This is a genomic window from Microbulbifer mixtoriginis (SeqCode) (assembly GCF_052466695.1).
Map to the genome: position 1 here is coordinate 3995557 of NZ_CP174285.1, position 25193 is coordinate 4020749.

The 25193-nt window shown below is 52.9% G+C and carries 24 protein-coding genes; 11 read left to right on the forward strand and 13 right to left on the reverse strand.

The features are described 5' to 3' along the window. Positions 1-71: 71 nt before the first annotated feature. Positions 72-986, reverse strand: coding sequence for an SDR family NAD(P)-dependent oxidoreductase (locus ACJJI0_RS17400; RefSeq protein ID WP_444883583.1), 915 nt, complete (start codon positions 984-986; stop codon positions 72-74). A gap of 205 nt (positions 987-1191) precedes the next feature. Here ACJJI0_RS17400 and ACJJI0_RS17405 point away from each other — a divergent pair, with 205 nt between their 5' ends. The 3 genes from ACJJI0_RS17405 to ACJJI0_RS17415 all read left to right on the forward strand — a co-directional run bounded on the left by ACJJI0_RS17405 (position 1192) and on the right by ACJJI0_RS17415 (position 2919). Further along, complete coding sequence (locus tag ACJJI0_RS17405; RefSeq protein WP_444883584.1) at positions 1192-1623, forward strand: DUF4345 domain-containing protein; 432 nt, start codon at positions 1192-1194, stop codon at positions 1621-1623. A 58-nt stretch (positions 1624-1681) separates the two neighbouring features. After that, complete coding sequence (locus tag ACJJI0_RS17410) at positions 1682-1984, forward strand: DUF1330 domain-containing protein (RefSeq protein WP_282934534.1); 303 nt, start codon at positions 1682-1684, stop codon at positions 1982-1984. A gap of 80 nt (positions 1985-2064) precedes the next feature. Beyond that, on the forward strand, positions 2065-2919 hold the full coding sequence (locus ACJJI0_RS17415) for an AraC family transcriptional regulator (RefSeq protein WP_444883585.1): 855 nt from the start codon (positions 2065-2067) through the stop codon (positions 2917-2919). A 27-nt stretch (positions 2920-2946) separates the two neighbouring features. Here the strand turns inward: ACJJI0_RS17415 and ACJJI0_RS17420 are convergent, their stop codons facing one another. The 3 genes from ACJJI0_RS17420 to ACJJI0_RS17430 all read right to left on the reverse strand — a co-directional run bounded on the left by ACJJI0_RS17420 (position 2947) and on the right by ACJJI0_RS17430 (position 4720). Continuing rightward, positions 2947-3543: a DUF1287 domain-containing protein gene (locus ACJJI0_RS17420; RefSeq protein WP_444883586.1), complete on the reverse strand. Its 597-nt coding sequence runs from the start codon at positions 3541-3543 to the stop codon at positions 2947-2949. 134 nt (positions 3544-3677) lie between these two features. Beyond that, positions 3678-4208 carry a GNAT family N-acetyltransferase gene (locus ACJJI0_RS17425; RefSeq protein WP_444883587.1) on the reverse strand — a complete coding sequence of 177 codons (531 nt, stop codon included), beginning with the start codon at positions 4206-4208 and terminating at the stop codon, positions 3678-3680. Between the two features lie 92 nt (positions 4209-4300). Continuing rightward, complete coding sequence (locus tag ACJJI0_RS17430; RefSeq protein WP_444883588.1) at positions 4301-4720, reverse strand: hypothetical protein; 420 nt, start codon at positions 4718-4720, stop codon at positions 4301-4303. A gap of 742 nt (positions 4721-5462) precedes the next feature. On the opposite strand from ACJJI0_RS17430, the gene ACJJI0_RS17435 reads away from it, so the two are divergent. Beyond that, complete coding sequence (locus ACJJI0_RS17435) at positions 5463-6710, forward strand: DUF945 family protein (protein WP_444883589.1); 1248 nt, start codon at positions 5463-5465, stop codon at positions 6708-6710. 152 nt (positions 6711-6862) lie between these two features. Here ACJJI0_RS17435 and ACJJI0_RS17440 read toward each other — a convergent pair whose 3' ends face one another. Continuing rightward, positions 6863-8071: a nitroreductase family protein gene (locus ACJJI0_RS17440; RefSeq protein WP_444883590.1), complete on the reverse strand. Its 1209-nt coding sequence runs from the start codon at positions 8069-8071 to the stop codon at positions 6863-6865. 66 nt (positions 8072-8137) lie between these two features. On the opposite strand from ACJJI0_RS17440, the gene ACJJI0_RS17445 reads away from it, so the two are divergent. Beyond that, positions 8138-8284, forward strand: coding sequence for a hypothetical protein (locus ACJJI0_RS17445; protein WP_444883591.1), 147 nt, complete (start codon positions 8138-8140; stop codon positions 8282-8284). A 260-nt stretch (positions 8285-8544) separates the two neighbouring features. Here the strand turns inward: ACJJI0_RS17445 and ppc are convergent, their stop codons facing one another. The 5 genes from ppc to alaE all read right to left on the reverse strand — a co-directional run bounded on the left by ppc (position 8545) and on the right by alaE (position 15090). Further along, complete coding sequence (gene ppc / locus ACJJI0_RS17450; RefSeq protein WP_444883592.1) at positions 8545-11208, reverse strand: phosphoenolpyruvate carboxylase; 2664 nt, start codon at positions 11206-11208, stop codon at positions 8545-8547. Between the two features lie 396 nt (positions 11209-11604). Then, positions 11605-11967 carry a DUF4870 family protein gene (locus tag ACJJI0_RS17455; RefSeq protein ID WP_252084301.1) on the reverse strand — a complete coding sequence of 121 codons (363 nt, stop codon included), beginning with the start codon at positions 11965-11967 and terminating at the stop codon, positions 11605-11607. Positions 11968-12095: 128 nt separating this feature from the next. Further along, the gene (locus ACJJI0_RS17460; RefSeq protein WP_444883593.1) at positions 12096-13469 is read right to left on the reverse strand and encodes an ATP-binding response regulator; all 1374 of its coding nucleotides are present in this window, start codon (positions 13467-13469) and stop codon (positions 12096-12098) included. Positions 13470-13854: 385 nt separating this feature from the next. Further along, on the reverse strand, positions 13855-14556 hold the full coding sequence (locus ACJJI0_RS17465) for an aspartate/glutamate racemase family protein (protein ID WP_444883594.1): 702 nt from the start codon (positions 14554-14556) through the stop codon (positions 13855-13857). A gap of 39 nt (positions 14557-14595) precedes the next feature. Continuing rightward, positions 14596-15090 carry an L-alanine exporter AlaE gene (gene alaE / locus ACJJI0_RS17470; RefSeq protein ID WP_444883595.1) on the reverse strand — a complete coding sequence of 165 codons (495 nt, stop codon included), beginning with the start codon at positions 15088-15090 and terminating at the stop codon, positions 14596-14598. 242 nt (positions 15091-15332) lie between these two features. Here alaE and ACJJI0_RS17475 point away from each other — a divergent pair, with 242 nt between their 5' ends. Further along, entirely contained in the window at positions 15333-15884 is a 552-nt protein-coding gene (locus tag ACJJI0_RS17475) for a PadR family transcriptional regulator (protein ID WP_252084305.1), read from the forward strand. A 60-nt stretch (positions 15885-15944) separates the two neighbouring features. Here the strand turns inward: ACJJI0_RS17475 and ACJJI0_RS17480 are convergent, their stop codons facing one another. Together ACJJI0_RS17480 and ACJJI0_RS17485 are read right to left on the reverse strand one after the other, a co-directional pair. Continuing rightward, a complete protein-coding gene (locus tag ACJJI0_RS17480; RefSeq protein WP_252084306.1) occupies positions 15945-17090 on the reverse strand; it encodes a beta-ketoacyl-ACP synthase III in 1146 nt (381 codons plus the stop codon). Between the two features lie 166 nt (positions 17091-17256). Beyond that, positions 17257-17946: a ComF family protein gene (locus ACJJI0_RS17485; RefSeq protein WP_444883596.1), complete on the reverse strand. Its 690-nt coding sequence runs from the start codon at positions 17944-17946 to the stop codon at positions 17257-17259. A gap of 164 nt (positions 17947-18110) precedes the next feature. Here ACJJI0_RS17485 and bioB point away from each other — a divergent pair, with 164 nt between their 5' ends. From bioB to bioC, 3 genes are read left to right on the forward strand one after another with little or no spacing between them, the layout of a single operon-like run. Beyond that, entirely contained in the window at positions 18111-19160 is a 1050-nt protein-coding gene (bioB, locus tag ACJJI0_RS17490; RefSeq protein WP_252085949.1) for a biotin synthase BioB, read from the forward strand. Continuing rightward, a complete protein-coding gene (gene bioF / locus ACJJI0_RS17495; protein ID WP_252084308.1) occupies positions 19157-20350 on the forward strand; it encodes an 8-amino-7-oxononanoate synthase in 1194 nt (397 codons plus the stop codon). The genes bioB and bioF overlap by 4 nt, the downstream gene beginning before the upstream one ends. Then, complete coding sequence (gene bioC, locus ACJJI0_RS17500) at positions 20347-21894, forward strand: malonyl-ACP O-methyltransferase BioC (protein ID WP_444883597.1); 1548 nt, start codon at positions 20347-20349, stop codon at positions 21892-21894. The genes bioF and bioC overlap by 4 nt, the downstream gene beginning before the upstream one ends. On the opposite strand, the gene ACJJI0_RS17505 is transcribed toward bioC, so the two are convergent. Then, positions 21885-22373: a L,D-transpeptidase family protein gene (locus tag ACJJI0_RS17505; protein WP_152450920.1), complete on the reverse strand. Its 489-nt coding sequence runs from the start codon at positions 22371-22373 to the stop codon at positions 21885-21887. The genes bioC and ACJJI0_RS17505 overlap by 10 nt on opposite strands. Before the next feature lie 228 nt (positions 22374-22601). Between ACJJI0_RS17505 and bioD the strand changes: the two genes are divergently transcribed. Both bioD and ACJJI0_RS17515 read left to right on the forward strand, forming a co-directional pair. After that, positions 22602-23294: a dethiobiotin synthase gene (gene bioD, locus ACJJI0_RS17510; RefSeq protein ID WP_444883598.1), complete on the forward strand. Its 693-nt coding sequence runs from the start codon at positions 22602-22604 to the stop codon at positions 23292-23294. A gap of 117 nt (positions 23295-23411) precedes the next feature. After that, positions 23412-25193: an acyl-CoA dehydrogenase C-terminal domain-containing protein gene (locus tag ACJJI0_RS17515; protein WP_444883599.1), complete on the forward strand. Its 1782-nt coding sequence runs from the start codon at positions 23412-23414 to the stop codon at positions 25191-25193.

The window sequence follows — 25193 nt, forward strand, 5'->3', positions numbered from 1 at the left end:
AAGCGGTTTCGGTGGCGTTAACTTGGGGGCAGGGAAGAGTATACAGGGCCCTTCCCTGATGCGACCCTTCATTAGATAAAGCGATTGATCGCCGTTTTGGCATTGTCTTGATAGGTAGGATTGTCCAGGTCCGGGAAAAGCTCCCGCTGTTCACCAAGAGGTCCAGTCAATCCGCGTTCGCTGCCGTAAAAAATACCTGTGCGGAAGGATCTTGTATCCAGTAGGGCATCGATATAGCGCTTGGCGCCTATTTCTACTTTGTGGACTTTGCCAAGTAGCAGCATAATCTGCATCATGCCCTTCATCATATATTGCTTGAATAACGACAGTGTATTGAAGCCCTCTGTGCCTACTGTAGCCCCGGGACTCATGGTTACGAAGCGGATATGGGGGAATTCCCGCGCCATGGAAGACATCCATAGGGCGCCCATATACTTTATCGGACCATAGGGCACCGTAGCGTCTTTGGTACTGGCATAGAGCTTTCCTTCACAGATCTGCATAAATTCCTCCACAGAGGCGCTTTTCAGGTCTGGTCGCTTCATACCCATTTCTTTTACGCCGCGAGCGGCCTCGGAGCCGGCATAGATAGCAGTCTGGGTTAATTTATTGGCTTTCAGCAACTCGTTAGTCAGTAGTGCATGCCCGAGCAGGTTGACGGCGAAAATTTGTGTGACTCCTTCAGGGGTCTTGTTGTAAAACTCTTTCCCCCCGGTACCGCCAGCATTCATAACCAGCGCATCAACTGGGGAGTCCAGGTTCTTAACTGCCTCTTTCACGGATTGTTGATCCGCGACATCGATCAGCAATACTTCGAAGATATTCCTGCCTGTTTCCGACACCAGCTCGGTCTGGGTTTCTTTGGCTTTGTGCAGATTGCGGCAGCCGAGATAGATCTTGTTGATCTGCTGGTATTCCGCCAGTTGCTTGGCGCACTCCCTGCCTAAGCCTGCATTCGCTCCGGTAATCAAAACACTCTTAATCATCTTTCTGTCTCTGTGGATATTGGGAACTGGTGCCCGGATATGGATATACCCGGCTGTTGGAGGGAAAGATAAGCGGTTAAGCGCCTCGTCTTTTGACATTTCTTGCTGTCTTAGTGGGATACCAAGACCGCAAGAAATATCAAAAATAGGGCCTTACTGGCCAATATGATTAGGTCATTCAAATACGGCAAACTAAGGTGACACTATGAATCAGGCGAGTTCTATAGAAAGAAAAATTTTCCAATTGTTAGTGATAATTCTGGCGGTGATCTGTTTTGTACCCGGGGGTATCAGTGCATTTGGAGGGCTGAATGGCAGTGCTGCCCTGAGTGGTGGTGCTATGATTTTCGGCCCGGATAGCCCCCTGAGAGGATTTGGGGATAATCAATATCGATTTGCCTTTGGTGTTTTCTTTGCCCAGGGATTGGTTCTACTGTATTTCCTGAGCAATATCGAAAAACATAAAGCATTGTTTTACTTCGTGGCTTTATCCCTCTTCATTGGCGGTCTGGGCCGCTTAAGCAATATTCTGGAATTTGGATTGGTGGATGATCAGGTCTTACCGCCTACGATTATTGAGCTTGCGATAGTTCCACTTCTGGTTTTTTGGCATAGGCGAGTAGCCTCTCAAAGTTAGTCATTAGAAGCTCTTAGTTAAGCAACTAAAATTTATTTACACTTAAGAGGTTATTACTTTGTTACCAGTATTTTTACATATAGAGTCTTCACCAAACTTACAGGAATTGCAGGCTCTTCAGCAGTATATAGGTCTGGCACCGCAATTAATGCAACAGTATGGGGGGGTGCCTATTGCTTCTTATGATGTGGAAGAGGCCCTGGACGGGGGTCGGTCACCAAGGGCATTTGTTGTGGTATCTTTTCCGGATCGGGAGGCGATCTATGCATTCTTTAATGATCCAGCCTACCAGGCGATTATTCCTTTGAGGGACAAAGCATTTGCCCATTTACGCTTTTTTATCACTAGTGAGCGAATTTAATTTAAAGGCATACTAAACCGGGAAGGTATTGTTCGAAAATTTCACCGTCCCAACGTAGACTGGCAGTAAAGGAGCCTCATATGCAGCGATTTTTTAAAAGTATCAACTTCGTAGAGCAGCATCTATATGACAAAATTTCTGTTCACGAAATTGCTGCTGCCTCTCATTACTCCACCTACCACTTCAGCCGTATTTTTAAGGCATTAGTGGGAGACTCACCGAAAGAGTATTTGCGTAAGCGCCGATTGACCGTCGCCGCAAAGAGGTTGTTGAGTGAAGATATTGGTATTCTTGAGCTTGCCATGGAGTGCCAATTTGATTCCCAAGAAGCGTTTACTCGCGCGTTTAAAGCTTTATTTAAAGTAACCCCGGCACAGTATCGAAAGCAGCAGGATCCTTTTCGGTTGTTGTATAAGGATCAATTTAGCCCTCATATGCTGCACTTCTTGCAAAATGAGTTGTCCATGGAGCCACAAATTATTTCGCGGCCAGCGATGCAATTGGTGGGGGTAGCGCAGGAATACGACCATGAAAATCTCAGCTTGCCAAAGCTCTGGTCTGCATTTCGGCCCTATAGAGATAAAATCCCCAATCGAATCAGCGATGAATCTTTTGGTATCTATGAATGTTATGAGGAAGCGGGCGATGAAATTCAGTTTAAGTATGTCTGCTGTGCGCCGGTTGCCGACCTGACTCAGGTACCCGAGGGAATGGTGGCGCGGGAACTACCGGAGCAGCTATATGCAAAATTTGTTCACCGCGGATCTATTACCACCCTGGAACAGACATTGAAGTATATTTGGGGAAGCTGGTTGCCAAAGTCCAATTACGACTATATTGAGAGGCCAGACTTTGAGCTGTACCCACCCAGATATCAGGTTACCAGCCCGACAGCGGAAATGTTTCTCCATATCCCGGTCAAAGAAAGGCCGTAATCGCTTGGCAATAGCGTAGTTTTTTCGCTACTCAATCTTTTCGGTTGCCTGACCTGCGTTGTATCGGTAATGCCCGGTAATTTTAAAGGAAAACAGCATGTCTTCCAGCACGGGTCCAGCCCCGATATTGTGTGCGACCAAGTACCGGTTGGTCTTTAGAGAGCGTTTCGCAGTCACAATACCGATATGTGGTAAATTACCGGGCAGCATCCAGGTAACGATGTCCCCTGGTAGATAATCCTCTGCCTTGTCACTTATTGAGAGCGATTGCCCTTTGCGAGTAAAAAAAGCCTGTAGATTGGGTACTCGCCGGTGATCAATATTTTTATCTGGCCTGGAAAGTCCCCAAATGCGTTTAGACGGGTAGGCTTGAAAATGACCCGATATATCCTCGTGAACTTCTTTTTGCAAATCGATCCCCAGCTTCCTATATGATCGAATCACTACATCGGTACAAACACCGGTATCAGCCGGCACATCTCCATTTGGGTAGGGGATAGACACATAAGCAGGATCGTAGCGCACCTTATGATAGGTTCGCTCCAGAGCAGCTTCGGCCAAAGTCATATTTTGTGCATAGCTACTGGATGAAATAATACCAATAAAGAAGATCAACCTTTTCACCTTACTATCCTTCTATTTTTTGCTTGTTCTGTGGATTCACTTTGCTAAAAAGAATATAGATAAAAATCTCTTCCATACTATCTATTGTGCATTGGTCAGAGGATGTGCATTCAATGATGTATAGATTGAGTTCTTTATTGGTCTAAATCGACCAGTTCGTTTAGTTGCTCCCAGATATACCAATAAGTTGGTACTTTACTTCCATCGGGAGCATGCCAAATACTTTCCTGTACTTGTCTCCCGCCCAGTTTTTGGTAGAAGGATTGCGCTTTAATATTATCCTGATTGACTAAAAGACACATGCCTCTATGTGGAGCCTGTTGATAAGCCCTGCGCGCGCCCTCTATAAAGAGCGCTTTGCCAACTCCCATTGAGTGGTAGCCTTTGCGTACATGTAAGTTGTCCAGGTGTGTACCCCAGTCAGGGTGATTATCCATGTATAGACAGATAAAGCCGGCGATATTGCCCTCTATTTCAGCTAAAAACACCTGCTGATTGGATTTAGGGTGCTCAAAGCGATCCTTCCAGAGTCGCATCCTTTCCATTGGAACCTTATCTTCAAGGTACTGTTTGCTAAGCACGCTACGATAATTTTCCTGCCAGCTGACACTATGTATGTTAGCGATGGTGGGTACATCATGCTTTGAGGCTTTACGTATTTTCATAGTGTTTATCTACTTCCTGATAAATAAGGATAGTAATGGCGATTAATTGATGAAATTTTTCAGTTATTTTGGAACGGTTTTCTCATGGGTTTTTATGTAATAAATTCCACGTTTGTATCAAATTCTTTCTGCAGATGTGCACGAAAAGAGGTGATTTTGCTGGAGGGAAAGGTAAATTCTGGAATTTCTCCCGGAGATATCTGATTGTAAGGGAGAGAAAAGTAGCCGCGATCCTTAACCGAGTCGACAGCAACTTTCCTTATCTCTGATCTCTTAATTGAATGATCACCAATCAAGATAAACTCTCCATCAAACCTTACATAGGAAACTGGATCTTCTATTATTGGTTGCTGAAACTTTTCACGATTTGTGGCTAGATAGATCAGAGCTGTGGTGATAAGAATTGTTTTCCAGAAAGGTTCTGATTCAGGAAGGTATAAAGTGACCACGTAGGTTAAAAGTAGGATGCTCCAGAAAACCAACGTCTTTAAATAAGGTTGCCTAGTACTCATTCCCTGTGCTCTATATTTTTCTTTATTTACTCATTTCTTGGCTATGATGCCAAAATAACTTATCTCAAGCTAACGCTGTATTTATCCCGGTACCATTTAAAGAACGGTAATTCAATTAGTAAAAAGCTGATTAGAGAAAATCCAAACCAGTTAGCAGTAAATAGCAGCATTTTAAAATTGTATCCAGACTCCCAAAAGAGAGCGCCGGCGATCAGTAGTGCGATACCGGTTGCTAAGAGGTCATTAATTATGATCTTGTTAAGGTCAGCGCCTGCATGCCTTGGGTAGATATAGAGATAGGCGGCGCAGATGATTATAGCGTTAACGGTTAGTAACGTTACCTCGGGTTTCAAAATTAGATCTCTCTGATTGGTACAACTTTGAATACCATTATACGGCAGGACTGCGCCAAAGTACTCTAGATATTGGGGTTATAGAGGGTTAGTTAGCTATTGGAATCTGTGGGAGTTATTGCACTTATAAAAGGGGAAAATATTTTTAGCTTTTAATTTTTTATAGCGAACACTCGTGCCGTATTATCATTAACTCACAGGCTCAGGGGTTATTTTATATCAAGCCTGGCAATTCGTTATGTCTGGTTGTTTAACGTGGCCCCTGCTAAAGGGAATCGCCCATTGGGGCTATGGAATAGGCAAAGAGGTTCAGCCCTGTTACTGCTGTCGCACTAATAACTCCATAATCTGCTACCATCAGCGCAAATCCTGCTGTTAGATCGACTCTTATGAAACTCTTGCGTTGGCTTCTGTTAATCCTACTGGCTCTACTGGTAATTTCAGCCCTGGCGGCGCCAGGTTTCATTGGTCCCAAGGTGGAGGAGGTCTGGAAGCAGCAGCTGAGCAGGATGCAGGGGGGAAGCACTACCGGTTATCAACGCGGTTGGTTTGGAGCTGAAACCAATACTGAGGTGGCGCTACAGAATGGCACCACTGAGCTGCATACTGAAATTCATCATGGCCCATTGCTGTTAACTTCTGGTGGGCCCCGTCTGGGGGTTATCTATAGCGAGACACGCCTAGATCTAGAGCAATTAAACCCGCAGCTACGCGCTCAGCTTGAGGGAATCTATGGCCGCTTGCAGAACAGCCCCCTGGTTTTGGAAACCCTGGTTTTAGCGGATAACCGGGTACTCAATACCCTGCGCCTGGAACCCTTTAAAAGTTCAGGTGATTTTGGCCAGCTGGCATTTACAGGTGGTGAGATTGCAGTGTCGACAGATTACAGCGGCGCGGTGTTGGATGGGGTAATCGATCTGGGTAGCCTGACCCAGATGCGCGATGGCGTGGAAGTATTATTTACCGAACCGCTTAAAGGAGAGTTTCAGTTAGAGCCCCGCCGTGGCGGTAAGGCACAGCTATATCTGTCACTGTTGCGCGCCGAGCGTGATTCGGGGCCGGCGGAACTGCGGGATATTAGCCTGGAACTGGATATAGAAATGCTCGCTGCGCAGACCCTCAAAGTGGTGAGTGATCTGCAGCTACCCAGTGTGCAGTCTGCCACCCCTATTACTTCTGTGCGCCAACAGATGACCCTGCCTAAGATCAAGGCTGCCGATCTGGGCCACTATTTACGTGTACTACTGCCGGTGGCGGAGCGCAATTGGGCGAGTGATATGCGTCCACCCCTGCGCCTGCAACAACAGCTGGTAGTGGAATCTCGCAATGGTCCGGTTCTGGTGGATGCGGATATTGACTGGAAAGGAATGAAGCGCCCTCCGCGCCATCGCAACGGCAGCGCTTTAAATCAATGGCTGAATCCTCTGGTGGGCAGCATGACCCTGAGCGCGGCTGAATCGGCGTTGCTGCAGTCGCCGCTGGTAGGCCAGGCAATGATGTTGCGACAATACGGTTTGCTGATTGAGCAAAACGATGAACTGCAGATGCACCTGGAGGTGAATCGCGGGCGCCTGGAAGTGAATGGCCAGCAGTTGCCACCAGATTTGTTCCTAATGGCACTGACCGGACAATTTTAAAATCTGATTGGCTTAACGGTTAGATTGGAGAAAGGAGTGATGTGATCGTTCCTTTCTCTTTCCGGTAAATCCATTTTTTAACAAGTCGGTATCTTGGGGACTCATTGCGTCCTAATTTATATCGAACGGACAATGCAAAAATCCTCTTGCTGTTAGATTAAAGGGGCACTGAGCCAGCTAATATCATAGTGAGGTGGCAGTACATCGTCCGGCAGGTTTTTTCTTTCCTGTGGGGGCAACCTTAGAAACTCTCCTTGTATTCCTAAAGCTTCACACCCCACCTCCCAGTTAGCGCACCAGATGCCAGTAGCCACTGCGGCATAGTATCTAGAAGATGTTGTCGCATAAAAATCAAGGCGCACTTGAGAGCCTTTCTTGTGGGCAATACAGCGTGTGGTTTGACCGTTATAGGAAGACGGTGCCCACCGGCAACTTTCAAAACATCGATTAAACGCCTCCCAGGGCGATTTATCTATTTTTAATGCTTCTTTCATGGCGTTATCTACGAAAAACAGGTCGGACAGCGGCAGACGCTTATGAAACTGATTGTTAAAAAAACGGATAAACAATGGTGCGTACCAGCTTTCGTAACCCACAGCGCAGAGACAAATAATAGAATCCTTTTTCTTATCAAAGCGCTCGCGGAGGTGGGTTTTGACACTGCGGTGATCTGCTCCGGGACCAATCCAGCAAGTCCCTAAACCCATTCGCGTAGCGTCTAAAACAATCTTTTGCAGGGTTCTGCCGATATCAAGAATGGCCGTTCGATTGTATTCCGCTGGGGCTATTGCAACGAGGAAATATCTGGCATTGACCACCGGCCAAACAGTGATGGGTGCTTTGACCCACTCCAGACGTATCGGTGCATTGCCGAGACGTGGTTGCTGTAGGTGAATTGCAATACGAGCTTTTAGTGCTTGCTCATGGATGGGGATTAAGGGACGGGTTTGATAGGCGCGGCACGATCTACGGTCACGTATCAGCGCGAAAATATCTTCTCGGCTGCGGGCTTTGGGTAGCGGTTCCGGCAAACGGATACAAAAACGGCAAGTCACAATATCAAAAAGAATAATGGCCGTTAGTATCAAGGGTAGCCAGATCAACACATTGGCCAGTCCAGTTAAACCTACTAGATATATGAGTCCCACCAACAGGAAGAGGCCCAGAGTGATTGGGACAGGCATTAGGTACTGCAGCCAACCAGTAAATTGAAGTTGCAACTTTATACCCAAAAGACGAATAAACAGGCGGCGAAGCCAAAGGGGATGCACTTTGTCGACCATGGCCCGCTCGTTGGGTCCAAAGCTGGCGTAAATGACTTTTGACTTGCGGGTTCTAGCCGTGGTTTCAGGGTCGCTCATCGGCATCTCCTGTAATGCAAATGACCACTTGCATTATGCGCCTGTTTATATCGAAAAGGAGATTCTATGCAGTGCACCATCGATGAAGCCAAGCTGTTTAAAGTAGTTATCAGCGAATGGATGGCTCATGGTTATGGGTGCTGTACAACTAGGGACATGGCCAGTATCGCAGGTGTTAATAAGGCGATGCTGTTCCGGCGGCTTTGGCGGTAAAACTGGTTTATTCACACGGACGATAGATCATCAGCTGGCTGATACCCCGTTGGAGTTATTCTGTATTTCGGGAGATCTGAATAACGATCTACGGGTTCTAGCAGAAGAGTATATGGACACTTATCGATTGTATGGGGGCGTGGTGTATCGTGCAGTGTAGGAGTTGCCCTGGTATCCGTTGATTTGATTGGCCATATATCAGGCGTTTTATAGGGACGAGGGTGTAGGCGAGCAGAGTGGGGGACTCTGCCCGCCAACGGTTATCCGGTATTGCGCATGCCTGCGGCGATACCGGCGATCGTTACCATTAGGGCACTCTCCAACACAGCGTCATTCTCCCGCTCGCGCAGACGCGCCATTAATTCGGCCTGAAGCAAATGCAGTGGATCGGTATAGGGATCGCGCACGCGGATGGACCAACGCATCACTGGGTTATTGTCCAACAGACTTTCGCGACCGGTGAGTTGCTGCAAAGCACTCACTGTATGAGCCAGGCGTTCGCGCAGGCTTTCCCCCAGCTCTATCAGCTCCTTGTTGTCTGTGAGGCGTTCCTCATACCAGGAGGCGACACGGGTATCGGATTTCGCCAAAACCATCTCCAGCATATCCACCACGCCCTGGAAGAAGGGCCACTCACGACTCATTTCTCCCAGGGTGTCGGCTTCGTCTGCCTGTTTTAGGGCTTGTTCGAGTGCGGTGCCGGTGCCGAGCCAGGCGGGTAGCATCAGGCGCATCTGGGTCCAGGCGAACACCCAGGGAATGGCGCGTAGTGTCTCTACGCCGCCACCGGGCTTGCGCTTCGCCGGTCGACTACCGAGAGCCAGACGGCGGAGTTCCGTCTCCGGGGTGACGGTGCGCAGGTAGGCCACCAGAGCCGGGTCGTCACGCACCACTTCGCGGTAACTCTGCACCGAGACTTCCGTGAGGCGTTCCATCTGATTGCGCCACTCGGGGCGAGGCTGGGCCGGTGGCATCAGGGTAGCCTCCAGTGTGGCGGCCACATACTGCTCCAAATTGTAGGCAGCAACGGAGGGGCGGCCGTATTTGAAGCGGATCATCTCTCCCTGCTCGGTAACGCGGATACGCCCAGCCACCGAGCCTGGTGGCTGCGACAACAGTGCCATGCGCGTTGGAGAGCCGCCGCGGGAAATAGAGCCGCCACGGCCGTGGAACAGGGTTAGGGGAATGCCGTGATTGCGGAAAATTTGGGTGAGCGCCTCCTGAGTACTGAACTGTGCCCAGGCCGCCCCGAGGAAGCCGGCATCCTTGGCCGAGTCTGAGTAACCGATCATTACTTCCTGGCCCTCCAGCACGCGCTGTTTGTACTGGGGAATATTGAGCAGGGTACTCATGGTGTCGGCAGCATTATTGAGGTCGTCCAAGGTTTCAAACAATGGCACCACGCGCATAGGTTGGTTTACCCCGGCAATTTTCTGCAGCAACATGACCGCCAACACATCGGAGGGCTTTTTCGCCATGGAAATCACATAGGCACCAAACCCCTCGTGGCCCTGCTCAGCAACCACCTTGCAGGTTTCTAATACCTCGCGCACATCCCCATCGCAGAAATCCGTATGGTAGAAATCCTCATCGATTAATGGCCGGCGGTTATCCAGCTCCGCCAGGAGGAAGTCCAGTTTGCTCTGCTCATCCCAGGTGGCGTAATTCCCCAGCCCCAGATAGCGTGTGATAGCGTCGATGGCATCCATATGGCGGGTGGATTCCTGACGAATATCCAGGCGCAACAGGGTGATACCGAAGCAATTGAGCCGGCGCAGGGTGTCTTTGAGCTGGCCATCGGCGATAGCCGAGAGCCCCACCGCGCGTAGAGAGCGGTCGATCAGGTTCAGCTCAGTGAGCAGTTGTTGACCGCTGTGAAATACTGCACCTGCTGGTTCCTGCTGTTCGTTAATGCGGGCCTCCAGTTGCGCGCGAGTATTGCGCAAGCGGTAGCGCACCCGGCGGAGTATGAGCCGGTAGGGCTCATGGCTTGGGCCTGTTTGTGCCAGTAATTCCTCGCTGGCCTTGTGCATGGATAGATCGGCCAGGAGATTTTCCACATCGCGCAAGAGAAGGTCGGCAGCCATCCAGCGCGCCAGCAGTAATACCTTGCGGGTTACCGCTGCGGTGACATTGGGGTTGCCGTCGCGGTCGCCACCCATCCAGGAGGCGAAGCGTATGGGTACCCAGTTATCCGGCAGTGGCGGTAATCCCGCTAGGGTTAGTTCCTCCTCGATGGCGCGCATAGTCTGGGGTACTGCCTGCCATAGGGACTGTTCAATGGTGGCGAAGCCCCACTTGGCTTCGTCTACCGGCGTGGGCCTCTCACGGCGAATTTCATCGGTGCTCCAGGCAGAGAGAATTTGCTCGTGCAGATGACGTCGCAGCTCGCGGCTCTCTTCCTGGGTAAGGTCTGGTCGGTCCAGTGCGGCGAGGAGATCGGCGACGTGGTCGTACTTGCGGATCAGGGTGCGACGTGTGACCTCGGTGGGATGGGCGGTAAGGACCAGCTCCACGGAGAGATCCCTGAGTGCGGTGTGTATATCGTCGGTTGAGCGATTGGTGTTCTTTAGCTCCGCCAATACCTGGCGCAGGCCGCGGTCTGTATCTGGGTCGCCAGAAAAACGCTGGTGCTGCCGGTGCAGGCGTTCTCGATGGCGTTGCTCGGCGATATTGGCGAGATTCAAAAACTGGCTAAAGGCGCGCGCCACTTCCAACAATGTGTCGTCGTCGAGAGGGTCCAGCAGCTGGTGTAAGCGATCCACCTGCATCTCTCCGCTACTGCGGCTCTCCACTGCGGCCTGGCGGATGGTTTCCACAGTATTAAATAGCGAATCACCGGCTTGCTCGCGCAAAACCGAACCGAGCTCCTCGCCGAGTAGGCGGACGTCCTCCCGCAACGGGGTGTTTTGATCCTGACTCACAAGCCTTTTTCTCCCTAACGATATCCGGTGAAAGTACCGGGCTTTATCTTCGCATAATTTTTTCGCAAGGAGGCTGTGCTGCCAAAATAAAAGATTTTTTCAGTAATAAATTTACTTAAATAATGATAAATAAAGGAAAGGTCTTACGATAAAGGTTGGTTTTTAGAAAATTTATAATCCAGCAGGTATAAATATCATGCCAGGTATTTTATCGACTATTAGAGAGAGCTCTCGACCAGATTTTTTTAGGCGGGAGGTCATCAGGAGGGGAATTAAATTGGAAAAAGCGAAGAGTAACTTGGTAAGGAAGGCGTGAAATTTATAGGGGATTTTTAAATATCCCCTATTTGCGTAGGGCAGAAGCGCCCGCGCGAGATTTTCACGCGGGCTGGGTTTTTAGTAATAGTCATAGGCGGGGCGGCGATCGACTAGGCGCAGCCAGCCGCGAATAACCCGGTAGATAACCCAAATCCAGTTTACGGCGAGAATCACATAGCCGAGACCGAAAACCCAAAAGGTCAAAGAACCAACCACAGTCCACAGCAACCAGAACCAGAAAGTGCGGATCTGCCAGCGGAAATGGGACTCCGCCAGGGTGCCGCGTACATCGCTGCGCTTGAAATAGTTAATCAGTACGCCAACAAAAAACGGAACCGCGGTAAATAGGCTGATGGCCTGGATCAGGTAGACCATGATGGCCAGATCTCGACCACTCTGTTCGCGGGCCTCTTGGGAGCGTGTGGGGTACTGCTCTGACATAACTTTATTCTCTTGTGGACTCTGAAAAATATAGTGTGGTCCCCAATGCGCAATTCAACTTGACTGCGTTGGAATGGTATTTTTACACGACAGTCGGTGAAGAGCCCAGGGTGTCGTAACGTCCCATGTTATTTTAGTGCCCACTCGGTGTGCACATTGCGCTCGCGCCATGCCTTCAGCTGTCGCACCGATTCCCGCATCAGTTGCAGTAACTCTGTACGCTGCTGACGGCAGTGTTCGCGTTCGCTGTCGATGGAGAGGTTGGCGGCGAGACTGCGCAGACGACTGGCTACGCTATCGAGCCCCACCTCTGCCGCTGCCCGGGCGACATCCTGCGCCTGTTTTTCTGCATCCAACCAGTGGCGGCCGGTTAGGGCGCTGGTGAGCGCAGTGATTCGTTTGGGTAGGGTGGCGCTGCGGTCACTGAGTAGCTCGGCGAAGGTCAGGTGATCGAGAGTGTCCTGCTGGCGTAAAAGAGCACTGGTGTTGAGCAGCTGGGTGGGGCGGTTTTTTTGTTGTGGTGACGTCCCCTGGGTGCGCCGTGAAGCCCATTGCATCAGTTGCATTAGCTGGCGATCGGCAATTGGGTGGGTAAGTACGCCGGTAAAGCCTCGGGCTTGATAGCGCTCTTTATCGCCGGTTTTGGCAGATTGCAGCAGGGCGAAAATGGGTAAATCGTTGCCCCGTTCGCGGCGAATTTCTCGTACTGCCTCCACGCCATCCATCAACGGTAGATGGGTGTCGCTCAGGATTAAGTCAAAGTTTTTTTGAAGGGCGGCGCTGCTGCCGTCGATACCGTTACACTCCCTTTGCACATGGTGGCCCATGGCTTCCAGCGGCGCTTGCAGGGATTCGTGTTTATTATTTTCCACCAACAGGATGGCGAGGCCGCTGCCAGTATTGCCGAGCACTTCCTTGGGAAGTTTCAGCTCTACGGTTTCCACCTTGCCGATCTGACGTAAATCGTCCAGAGATTTGAGCGCGGCGTTTAACTGTCGCTTGCCGATTTCAACCAGGGCTTTGATATTGTTGTCCTCACTGCGTCCAATCAGGTTGAGGGTGCCCATCAATGTATCCAGGGGGTGATGCAACTGGTGGCGCACTATTGTGAGCAGATCGGATTTTTCCTGGCGCAGTAATTCGAGGCTTTCACGAGTTTCTTCGAGTTGCTTCTCTAGGGCGAGAAATTCACTGTTGCGGCTATGCACCTGCTGAAACAAATTACTGTTTTCGGCGCTGATATTATCGACACGCTCTGCACTCTCTTTACGCAATTTGCGCAGACTCAGTTGTCTATTGAGTGTAAAAGCACAAATTAGCACAGTAAAAATCAGCGCCGCGATCAACCAGTAAATAGGAATTTGTTGCTGCAGAGCATTTAATTCAATGGCTTGTGCGGTGGTGGAGATAAATACTGAGCCGCACAGTAGTGTTCCGGCTAGCAGAGCGTGAAAAAAAACACGACGAGAGGGCAATCCCCCAGAAGAAATGGCTTTTATCATCCTTATAACCACTTGTGTTAGGGCGGACTAAATCCTGCAGTCCGCAGTGTGATTTTCGCGGTAGGTTTTGATCGATACTCCCGAAAAGATCAGAGCGTTTGATACTGCAATATGGCACGGCGTACAAGAGATATTTTTATAGGACTGGCAGGCTAACGGGTAGATAATCCGGTCAGAGGCATGAACGCTATCGCCATTAGCCAAGAGTTATTGCGCCAAAAACAGAGGATAGTTTTTTTGGGGGGGCTTGACGCTGAAGAATTGCACGCTATTACATAGGCTTATATAGCGGGAGGTTTTGCACGAGGTTGGCGTATTTTACCGAGATCGGTGGCACAGCGTTCCTCGATAAAATACGCAAAAAATTAAAAATATCAGGGTTGATTCAAGCGGCCTGAGGTAGGCGCTCCTGCAATAACTGCAACATGCGCTCAGAAGGTAGAAACAGGCGAATTCCATCGCAATGGGCGAGCAATTCCTGATAAAAATAATCGAAATGTGTGCAGCCCAGAATCAGTATCTGTACGCCGCTTTTCACCAGAGCCGCGACCAGATCATCCAAAGCGTGCTGACGCACGATCATCTCGGCGGCGAGGCCATCCTCAATATCTTCGACGATCTGCAGATTGCCGATACCGATCACCTTGGCGGTTGTGTTGCGCTCGAGAATTTCACGCTCAATATTGGCGCAACTTTGGCAGTTGGCGGCGAGCAGGCCAAAGTTGCGGTAGCGCTGGGTGAGTTCGGCGTATACCTCAAGGGGAGAAACCACCTCAATTGGCGAGGTGGCTTTGACCGCTTCCATATCCACCGCACCGGAAAGGGAATTGCAGTAGATCATGGCGGCTTCGGCGCCGGCCTGATGCAGCTGTTCAATCGCTTCGATCAGCTGCTGGGTGAGAGCGCCGCGTTCTAGCGCTTGCAGTTGCGTCTGTGCCTGGGGCGATGTTGACAGAGACATACCGACGCCACGCAGCTGACGCGCGGCGAGGAAATCCAGGCCAAAGCGGGTGTCTGTGGGGGTGCCGGCGACCACGCCAATGGTCATAGAACTTTTTTCAATGGCGTTATCGGTCAACACAGTCATGCTCCTCTCTCGTAATGCTCAATCGAGTATTGGTGCCCCTTAGATGGCGCGTCTGCCCAGCAGGGGAACCAGCGTATTAATCCACACTCGGCGCACCCAGTCGAGATAAATTCCATAAGGCCGCCCCAAGGCGCCTGCGATCAGCATAAAAGTGATACTGGCTGTGGCAATTTCGTCCCAGCTGGCACCGCCTAGGCGCATATTGGCCATATATAGGGGAAACTGGAAGCTGAGGAAGACAAAGGTGTCTACCAGGTAAGCATTTACAAAACCGCCGCCACCAAAGCGGTTCACAATCCAGCTGCGGTACATGCTGAAAGGGCGAGCGATCAGTGTATTGAACACCAGCGCCATCAGACGCACTTTCAGGTGCTCACTCCAGCTCATACCTGCCAACACCAGCTCGATGGGGATCGCCACGGCCCAGGAAAAACTGTTCATGGCGAAGATATCGAGCAGGAAATCCCAGCGCCGCGAGTTGGGTGCGGCTGGTTCGGCTTCGGGGCCGGATGGTGTTAATGCGGGCGCGGACATGGAGCAGACAACCTCTTGAACCTCGAGCCGCCATATCAAGATGGCGGCAGGCCGGCGATTATATCTCCAAATTGCGTAAATGCTAGCCTTGCATCTCGACTGGTGAGGTCTGCCGAGATAAACGTCCTACTAATTATTAGAAAATTAATCTAATTATCTTATTGGCCTAACGCGCCTCCTGGTCACGATGGCGCCGCAGAGGTTAATATGCAACTCTTTGCATAAGACGAATCGGAGCCGCCATGTCCCTGCGCTATGCCGTACTCACCCTGCTGGATATAGAGCCCGGCAGTGGCTACGACCTAAAGCGCCGCTTCGAGCGCAGTGTTTCCCATTTCTGGAGCGCCAGCCACCAGCAGATGTATCGGGAGCTGCACAAGTTGCACGACGAAGGATTGCTGGACTGCGAGGAGCAACCGCAGGAGGGCAAACCGGACAAAAAGGTCTACAGCCTCACCGACAAGGGGCGTGCGGAGCTGCGCGATTGGGTAATTCAGCCAGCGGCACCACAGAAGATTCGCGAACCCTTTTTAGTGCGTATGTTTGCCGGCCACCATTTGAGCCAAGAGGAGTTGCGTTCGGCTCTCAATGATCAGCTGCACAGGCACCGGGGGCTGTTGGAGATTTATCAGGAACAAAATGAGCGGGTGCTTAAGAGTGACCCCGCCCTGCAGGAGCGCTATTGGCTGGCCCACCAGACACTGCTGTTAGGCATAGAGGCGGAGAAGACCTGGGTCAATTGGGCGGAAAATATGCTGCAGCAACTGGAACAAAAATGTGAAGAGAGCAGTTAAAAAAACCGGGCGATGCCCGGTTTTTTGTGTCTATGGTGCGGAAATGAGTCGAGCGTTAGTTTATAAAGCGACTTTCTCCACTACCAGGCTGCCGATAGAGTAGCCTGCGCCAAAGGAACAGATAATTCCGCGCTCACCTACTTGCAGGTCATCGCTGTGCAGATTGAAGGCGATGACAGAACCGGCGCTAGCGGTATTCGCGTAGCGGTCCAGCACCACCGGGGCGCGTTCTGCGCTGGCTTCATCACCCATCAGTTTCTTGGCGATCAGATTATTCATGTTGATGTTGGCCTGGTGTAGCCAGTAACGGCTCACTTCGCGGGGGTCGGTGCCGCTCTCCCCTAGGTGCTCCTCAATATGGGCGGCGGCCATGGGGCAGACTTCCTTGAAAACCTTGCGGCCGTTCTGGCGGAACAACTTTCCGGGGCCGAAAGGGTCCACATCGGCAGCGCGTGCGGCATAGCCGAAGTTGGAGCGGATATTGTTGGAGTAGACGGTTTTGGCCTTGGTGCCGAGGATTTCCCAGGCGGTGTCTACGCTGCAGGTTTCGCGGCGCTCGATCACACTGGCGACCGCCACATCTCCGAAGATAAAATGACTGTCGCGATCGGTAAAGTCCACTTGCGGTGAGGCCAATTCAGAATTGATCACCAGTACGGTGCGTGCGGCGCCGGAACAGATGGCATCTACCGCGCGCTGTAGAGAAAATGTTGCCGAGGAGCAGGCGACTTCCATATCGAAAGCGAATCCATCGATGCCGAGGGCGCCCTGAATTTCGATGGCAATGGCGGGATAGGCGCGTTGCATATAGGAGGCGCCAACAATCACCATGTCGACATCGGAGGCCTGTTTATTGGCTTTCTCAAGCGCCAGTTTGGCGGCTTTTAGCCCCATCTCCGCCTGAACACACAGGTCGTCGTCGTTGCGCTCGGGAATAAAGGGGCGCATGCGCGCGGGATCGAGAATTCCTTCACGGGTCACCACATAGCGGCTCTTTATACCGGAGGCCTTTTCGATAAATTCCGCAGAGGACTGTGGTTTGGGCTGCAGTTCGCCGGATTCAATTGCTTGAGCGTGCTCCAGGTTGTACTGCTTGGCGTAGCTATTGTAGGCGTCTACCAGCTCTTCGTTGCTGATCGCTTCCGGTGGGGTCCACAGGCCGGTGCCGCTGATGACAATGCCCCGTGGCAACTTGTATTCACTCATCGCTGAATCCCTGGCTCGCAGCAAAACACCTGCGAGCAATTAGTCACTGATTAAAACCTTAGCCTTTAGCGGTGCCGGCTTGTTTGGGATTTATCTGCCAGAACGGCAAGGCAAGTTATTGTGACGTCTCTGTGACTGTCGGTCTATCTGCGGTCGCGCCGAAGAGTCATGGCGTTCTGGCCAAAACGAACGCACTGACCTTGTGTGCACCAGCTTTCAGGAGTATCTGTGCCGCCGCCTCCAGGGTGGCTCCGGTAGTCAGGACATCGTCCACCAGCCCGATATGCATTCCTTCAACGGATTCACGCAGGGCAAAACTTTGCAGTAGGTTGCGTAGGCGTTGTTGCCGGCGCAGCTGCGACTGGGTGCGGGTGGCGCCAGTTTTGCGCAACAGCCGCGCTTGCACCGGCAAATGCCATTGCTTTCCCAACTCGCTCGCGATCAGTTGCGCTTGGTTGTATCCACGTTGCCAGTAGCGCTGCCAGTGGAGAGGAATGGGGGCGAGTAGGTCGGGGGGCTCGTTGTGTGGGGCTATTGAGGTGGCGGCAAGTTGCGCCAGGCTATGGCCGGCGGCCAGGTCGCGTTGGTACTTGAAGCGCTGGATTAGCTGGTTCACCGGAAAGGCATACTGCCAGGCGGCCTGAACCCTCTGGCAGTGCGGCGGCTGGCGCAAACAACTGGGGCACAGGCGTGCGCTGGAGGCCAACGGCAGCGCACAGCTTTCACAAGCCTGGCCCAGATAGGGCAGGTCTCGGATACAGCTGGCACAGATACCAAAGTCACCGGCTCTATCGCCGCACAGCAGGCACTGCGTCAGGTAGCGAGAGAGTCGAGCTGAAATCAGGCTGTAAACCATAAGAGAGCTTCTGAGTTGACAGCAGGTGGGGCCTGGCTAAACTGGCCAGTCTGTTTGGTCGAGTTTGCCACTGCTGTCTTCTGCAGTCACCCCGCCCGAATACATAAAAACAGCACCCCAACTCCAGTAACAGAGAGAGTAAGCTTGTGACTGCAGCCCAGACTATGCCCGCCGCCGATATCCGCCACGACTGGACCCGTCAGCAGGTTCTGGATCTCTTCGCTATGCCATTTAGCGATCTGATGTTTACCGCGCAGCAGGTTCACCGGACACACTTCGATCCCAATCGGGTCCAGGTCAGCACCCTCTGTTCCATTAAGACCGGCGCCTGCCCGGAAGATTGCGCCTACTGCCCGCAGAGCGCCCGTTACGATACTGGGCTGGAGCGGGAAAAATTGATGAAAGTGGAGAAGGTGTTGGAAGAAGCTCGCGCGGCCAAGGCTGGCGGCGCCACTCGCTTCTGTATGGGAGCTGCCTGGCGCTCACCCAAGAAAAAAGATATGCCTTACGTTACCCAGATGGTGCGCGAAGTGAAGGCACTGGGTATGGAAACCTGTATGACCTTGGGGATGTTGAATGATGACCAGGCGAAGGAATTAGCTGATGCCGGGCTCGATTACTACAACCACAATCTGGATACCTCACCGGAGTATTACGGCGAGATTATTACCACCCGCACCTACCAGGATAGGTTGCAGACACTGGGGCGCGTGCGTGCCGCCGGTATGAAAGTCTGCGCCGGCGGTATTGTCGGCATGGGCGAGGGCGACAAAGATCGCGCCGGCCTGCTGATGCAACTGGCCAACCTGCCTGAACACCCCGAGTCGGTGCCCATTAATATGTTGGTAAAAGTAGCTGGTACGCCGCTGGAGCAGGAGAAGGACCTAGACCCCTTCGAATTTATCCGCTGCATCGCCGTAGCGCGCATTATGATGCCCAAGTCCCATGTGCGCCTGTCCGCCGGGCGCGAACAGATGAGTGATGAGATGCAGTCTATGGCTTTCCTCGCCGGTGCCAACTCCATCTTCTATGGCGAGAAGCTGCTGACCACCGCCAATCCCGAGGCCAACAAGGATATGCAATTGTTCTCCCGCCTGGGTATCCAGCCGGAGGAGTATCAACAATACGCCGATGAGAGCGCAGTGGAAGCGGAGTTGAATGCACAGATTACCGAGCAGCAAAACGACGCTTTCTTTTACGATGCGGCCAAATGACCCTGGATAAAACCCTGCGCCAGCGTCTCGATGAGCGGCATCGGGACAATCTTTATCGCCAGATTAAAACTCTGGAAGCGGCGCCCAGTCCCATCGCTGTAGTGGATGGGCGAAAGCTGCTGACCTTTAGTAGTAACGATTACCTGGGACTGGCAAGCCACTCAGAAGTTATCCGTGCCCAGCAGGCCGGTGCTGAGCTGGGCGCCGGTGCCACCGCTTCCCATTTGGTAAACGGCCACCTTCAAGTCCATCAACAATTGCAACAGAGCCTTGCCGAAGTCACCGGACGCGAGGCCGCACTGGTTTTTTCCAGTGGTTATATGGCCAATGTGGGGACACTCTGCGCGTTGCTGGGCCGCGCGGACAATGTTATTTCCGACAAGCTCAACCACGCCTCCCTGATAGACGGCGCACGCTTGTGTGGCGCCAACAGTTTGCGTTTTGCCCACAACGATCCAGTAGCCCTGCGCCGTCAGCTGCAAAGGGCGGCCGCACGCGGTGGCAATACTCTGGTGGCGGTAGATGGGGTCTACAGTATGGACGGCGACAGGGCTCAATTGGCGGAGATTGCTGCCCTGTGTTGGGAATTTGATGCCTGGCTGATGGTGGATGAAGCCCACGGCTTTGGAGTGATGGGGAGTGAACAGCTGCCCCTTGCCGGCAGCTGCGCGGCCGCCGGTCTCGGCCAGGATGAAGTGCCGGTACTGATGGGTACGCTGGGAAAGGCCGCCGGCAATGCAGGTGCCTTTGTGGCCGGCTCGCGTATGTTGATCGATTTTTTGGTGCAGTTTGCACGGCCTTATATTTATACCACTGGTATGCCGCCGGCAGTGGCGGCAGGTTGCATTGCCGCAATTGAACTGATGCGCAATGCCCCCGAGTTGAACCAGCGCCTGCAGGCGAATATCACTTACTTCCGCCGGCGTGCGGCGCAAGCGAATTTACCTCTGACGGATTCATCCAGTGCGATTCAACCACTCCTGTTGGGCTGTGAAGAAACTGTGATGACTGTGTCCAAAAAGTTGGAGCAACGTGGCTTTCTAGTGGGCGCTATTCGCCCACCTACCGTGCCCAGAGGTACCGCTCGCCTGAGAATCACCCTGAGTGCCTCCCATAACCACAGCCAAATTGATGCTTTGGTAGATGCCCTCGTAGCTGTGCTTCAGGAAAAAATAGCGGTGCCTTTGTGATTGAGATAGAGAACCTGGTATTCCTGCACGGTTGGGGGGGAGATAAAGGGCCCTGGCTACCCCTACTCGAAGCGGTGCGTGAACAACTGGCACAACCTTTGACTTGTATCGAATTACCGGGGTGTGGGGAGCGTAGTGGCGAGCCCTGGCCACAATTAGAGTCACTTTTACAGCGGCTGTATAACGAACTGCCTAATAACTGTGTTTTGGTTGGGCACTCTCTCGGAGGCATGTTGGCCCTGCAGTTGGCGGCCAGACCGGGACAGAAAAAAATCCTCGGTGTTGTCACCATCTCTGCCAATGCCTGTTTTGTGGAGCGGGACAACTGGCCGGGTATGCAGCGGCGTGTTTTTGAGAGATTTCGCAGGGCCTTTGTGCAGGACCCCTACGCAATCTGGGAGCGCTTTTGTGCCCTGCAGTCCCATGGTGACAGTGCCATGCGCGACCTGCTCAAACAGCTGAAAGAGCGCCGGCCCAATATCAATGCCGAAGCCTGGAAGCGGGCCCTGGACTGCCTGGCGGGTTTGGACAATCGCTATTTACTGCAGACACTCAAAGTCCCCTCTCTGCACCTGTTTGGCAAGCGGGATGCCCTGGTGCCCCAAGCTGCCGTAGAGGAGATCCAGGGCTATGGTGCAGCGGTAGAGGTGATTGAGGGGTGTGGTCATAAACCGCATTTATCTCAGCCGCGTCAAGTGGCAGAGCGATTGCGGCATTTTGTCGAGAGCCTGTCTCCCTCTGATAGCGGTACTTCCGAGCCCTTCGATAAATCTGCGGTGGCGCGTTCTTTTGGTCGCGCCGCCGCCAGTTATGACGACTGCGCCCATATACAGAGAGCGGTGTGCCTGCAGTTGATGAAAATGGCGGATCGCCAATGGAGGCCACGCACGATAGTCGACCTTGGTAGCGGAACTGGCTTTGGTAGTGAGTTACTGCGCCAACATTTTCCCGAGGCGAGAATTATCGCCTTGGATCTGGCGGAAGATATGTTGCGCTACGCCCGCATAGAGCGCCCCCAGGCTGATGATTATATTGTTGCGGATGCGGAACAGTTGCCCCTAGCAGATGACAGTGTGGATCTGGTGTTTTCCAGTATGGCGCTGCAGTGGTGCTATCGCTTGCCACAGCTGTTTACCGAGTTACGTCGGGTACTCTCTCCAGAGGGGTTCTGCCTGGTGGCGACACTGGGGCCGGGCACGCTGGCAGAGTTGCGTAATAGCTGGGCCCAGGTGGATGGCGATATACACGTCAATCGTTTCCTTCCCCTGGCAAAGTGGCGTGAAGCGGCGGTGCAATCGCAATTAAATGGCGAGGTGCTCGATGAGCAGCGCCTGTTGTATTTCGATAGCCTGCGCCAGCTGATGAAGGAATTAAAAGGTGTGGGGGCACACAATATTAATCGCGCCGCCAAGCGGGGGATGACCGGACGTGCCAGGTTACAGCAATTGGCAGAGGCCTATGAAAACCTAAGACAGCCCGAAGGGCTGCCTGTGAGTTATGAAGTCATCTATATGAAGCTGGCCTGTGGACCAGATCAGGGGTAGATATCGATAGGGATTGGGGTTTTCACCAGCGCCCAGATCTCGTCCATCTCCCGGTTGGAGGCCACCGCGATACAGCCATCGGTCCAGTTGTTGCGGCGCAGGTGTCTCTCCATATAGGACCACTCGGGTTTGATGCCGTGGATCATGATATCGCCGCCGGGGCTGACCCCCATTTTGGCTGCCCGCGCACGGTCCTGTTTATTTGGATAGGACACATGAATAGAGCGGTAGAAACGGCTGTTGGGGTTTTTCCAGTCGAGGGTGTAGCGCCCTTCGGGGGTGCGTTCATCCCCTTCGCGGACCTTGTGTCCTCTAGGGTTGTCGCCGAAGGAGACGGTGTAGCTTTTCACCACCCGGCCGTCGCGAATCAGCTGCATCAGCTTCTTCGACTTGTACACAACTACATGATCGACAGGAGTTACTTTTGCTGAGGCGAACAGAGGCATCGCCAGCAACAGGGCAAGAGTCAGGTATCGCATGGTCTCTAAGCTGCTTGAATGTTTTCAGTTATTTCGAGATTTCCCGCGTCCCTGCAGAGCAGTTTCCCCTTTTGAGGGAATTATTTTGTAAGCGCGGCCCCGTGCCTTTGTTATCAGTGCTTGGCTTGATTTGTTCAAAATCTACGCTACTCGACTAAATTATCATCAAGTGGCTGGCGTGAAAAGTCACCACAAGAAAAAATTTGAACTTTTTGAATAGGGGAGGCCTTGGTCTTGGGCAGAAGTTATTTTGTAGCCGGTACCGATACCGAAGTGGGCAAGACCTTTGTCAGTGCGGCCCTACTCACAGCGGCCGCGAATGTGGGAATGCAAACCGCAGCGGTAAAACCGGTGGCCTCCGGTTGTGAGCAAACTGAATATGGACTGCGCAATGAGGATGCCTTGCTGTTACAGGAGGCCATGACTTTGCATCTGCCTTACCAGCAGGTGAACCCTTTTGCATTGGAACCGGCAATTGCCCCCCATATCGCCGCCATAGAGGCGGGTAAGCAGCTCAACGTATCGCGCATGGCTGGAGTCTGCCGCGGTGTGATGTGTGCCGGCGCTGATCTGGTGTTAATCGAGGGGGCCGGCGGCTGGCGCACACCCCTGGGTCCCAGAGCCTTTCTTTCGCAACTGCCGCGGGAGTTGAATACCCCGGTGATTTTGGTGGTGGGTATGCAGCTCGGCTGTATCAACCACGCACTGCTGACCGCCGAGGCGATCCGCCACGATGGGCTGCCTCTGGCGGGTTGGGTGGCCAACTTCGTCCGTCCGGGCATGGCGCGGGCCGAGGAAAACCTGGCCACCCTTGAGGCCCTGCTGCCGGCCCCGTTGCTCGGTGTGCTGCCCCATAGCGAGACGCGGGATTACCGCGAAGCGGCTCAACACCTGGATATCCGCCCGCTGATACCCAGCTAAAGCACCTCATCAAAGCATTCTCAGTCGGGCCCGAGAGGGCCCAAATTGGTTGACTTTGTACGCCTTCGGCCCTAGATTCAAACAAGCGTTTGAAACACCTGAATGAGGACCGGGAGCATGGCCGACTACAAGGCGCCACTGCGGGAGATGAACTTCCTGCTGCACGAAGTATTTGCTGCGGAAAAACTCTGGGCGGAACTGCCCGGGTTGGCCGGAGCTGTGGATCGCGAGACCGCTGATGCGATTCTCGAAGAGATGGCCAAGTTGGCTTCCAACACCCTGGATCCGATCAACCGCAGCGGTGACGAAGAGGGCTGTGATTGGAACGATGGTGTTGTGACCACCCCTGCGGGCTTCAAAGAAGCCTACGCCACTTTCTGTGAGGGTGGCTGGGGCGCGCTGTTGGGCAACCCAGAGTACGGCGGCATGGGTATGCCGAAGATGCTGGGCGCTCAGGTCGAGGAAATGATCAACGCTTCCAATATCTCCTTCGCTCTCTACCCGGTACTGACCAACGGTGCCTGTCTGGCGATCGATGCTCATGCCAGTGAAGTGCTGAAACAGAAATTCCTGCCCAAGATGTACGAGGGCACCTGGGCCGGTGCCATGGACCTGACCGAGCCCCACGCCGGCACCGACCTGGGTATTATCCGCACCAAGGCCGAGCCCCGCGAAGACGGCAGTTACAGTATTAGCGGCAGCAAGATCTTTATCACCGGCGGTGACCAGGACTTGTCCGAAAATATAATTCACCTGGTACTGGCCAAGTTGCCGGACGCACCCAAAGGCCCTAAAGGCATTTCCCTGTTCCTGGTGCCGAAGTACAAGGTGAACGAAGACGGCAGCGTCGGCGAGAGCAATAACGTTAATTGTGGTTCCATTGAACACAAGATGGGCATTAAAGCCTCCGCTACTTGTGCGATGAATTTCGACGGTGCTCAGGGTTGGCTGGTGGGTGAGGAGAACAAGGGCCTCGCCGCTATGTTTACCATGATGAACTACGAGCGTCTGGGTGTGGGTATCCAGGGCCTTGGCGCCTCTGATCGCTCCTACCAAAACGCCCTGGAATACGCTCGCGATCGTATCCAGAGCCGCTCTCCTGCCGGTGCCCAGCAGCCGGAAAAAGCTGCCGACCCGATTATCGTGCACCCTGATGTGCGCCGTATGCTACTCACCCAGAAAGCACTGGTGGGCGGTGGCCGTGCCCTGTCCACTTACGTGGCTCAATGGCTGGACATCTCCAAGTTCGGCGAGGGTGAAGAGAAAAAGAACGCCGAGGCTATGGTGGCCTTGCTGACCCCTGTGGCCAAGGCCTTCACCACCGATATGGGCCTCGATTGCACCGTAATCGGCCAGCAGGTTTTCGGCGGTCATGGTTATATTCGTGAATGGGGCCAGGAGCAGCTGGTGCGCGATGTGCGTATTACCCAGATTTACGAGGGCACCAACGGTATTCAGGCATTGGACTTGGTGGGTCGCAAGACCGTCGCCAGCGGTGGCGCCCTGTTCGAGCTATTTGCTGCGGATGTACAGCGTTTTATCGATAGCCAGGTTGATCGCGAGGCGATGGCTGAGTTTGTACAGCCGCTGGCAGCTGAGTTGCAGCGCCTGCGCGAAGCCACAGAGAAAATGATCGCCGCAACCAAGGAAGACCCCCACGCGCCGGGTGCAGCTTCGGTGGAATACCTGCATCTGTTTGGCTATGTGGCTTACGCCTTTATGTGGGCCAAGGTGGTTGCAGTTGCGCTGGACAAGCAGGAGGCGGACAGTTTCTACAAGGGCCAAGTGAAAACTGCACGCTTCTACTTCGCGCGTTTACTGCCGCGCACCCAGGCACTCGCCAGCAGCGTCAATGCCGGTAGCGCCACCCTGATGGATCTGGAAGAGGAACTGTTCTAA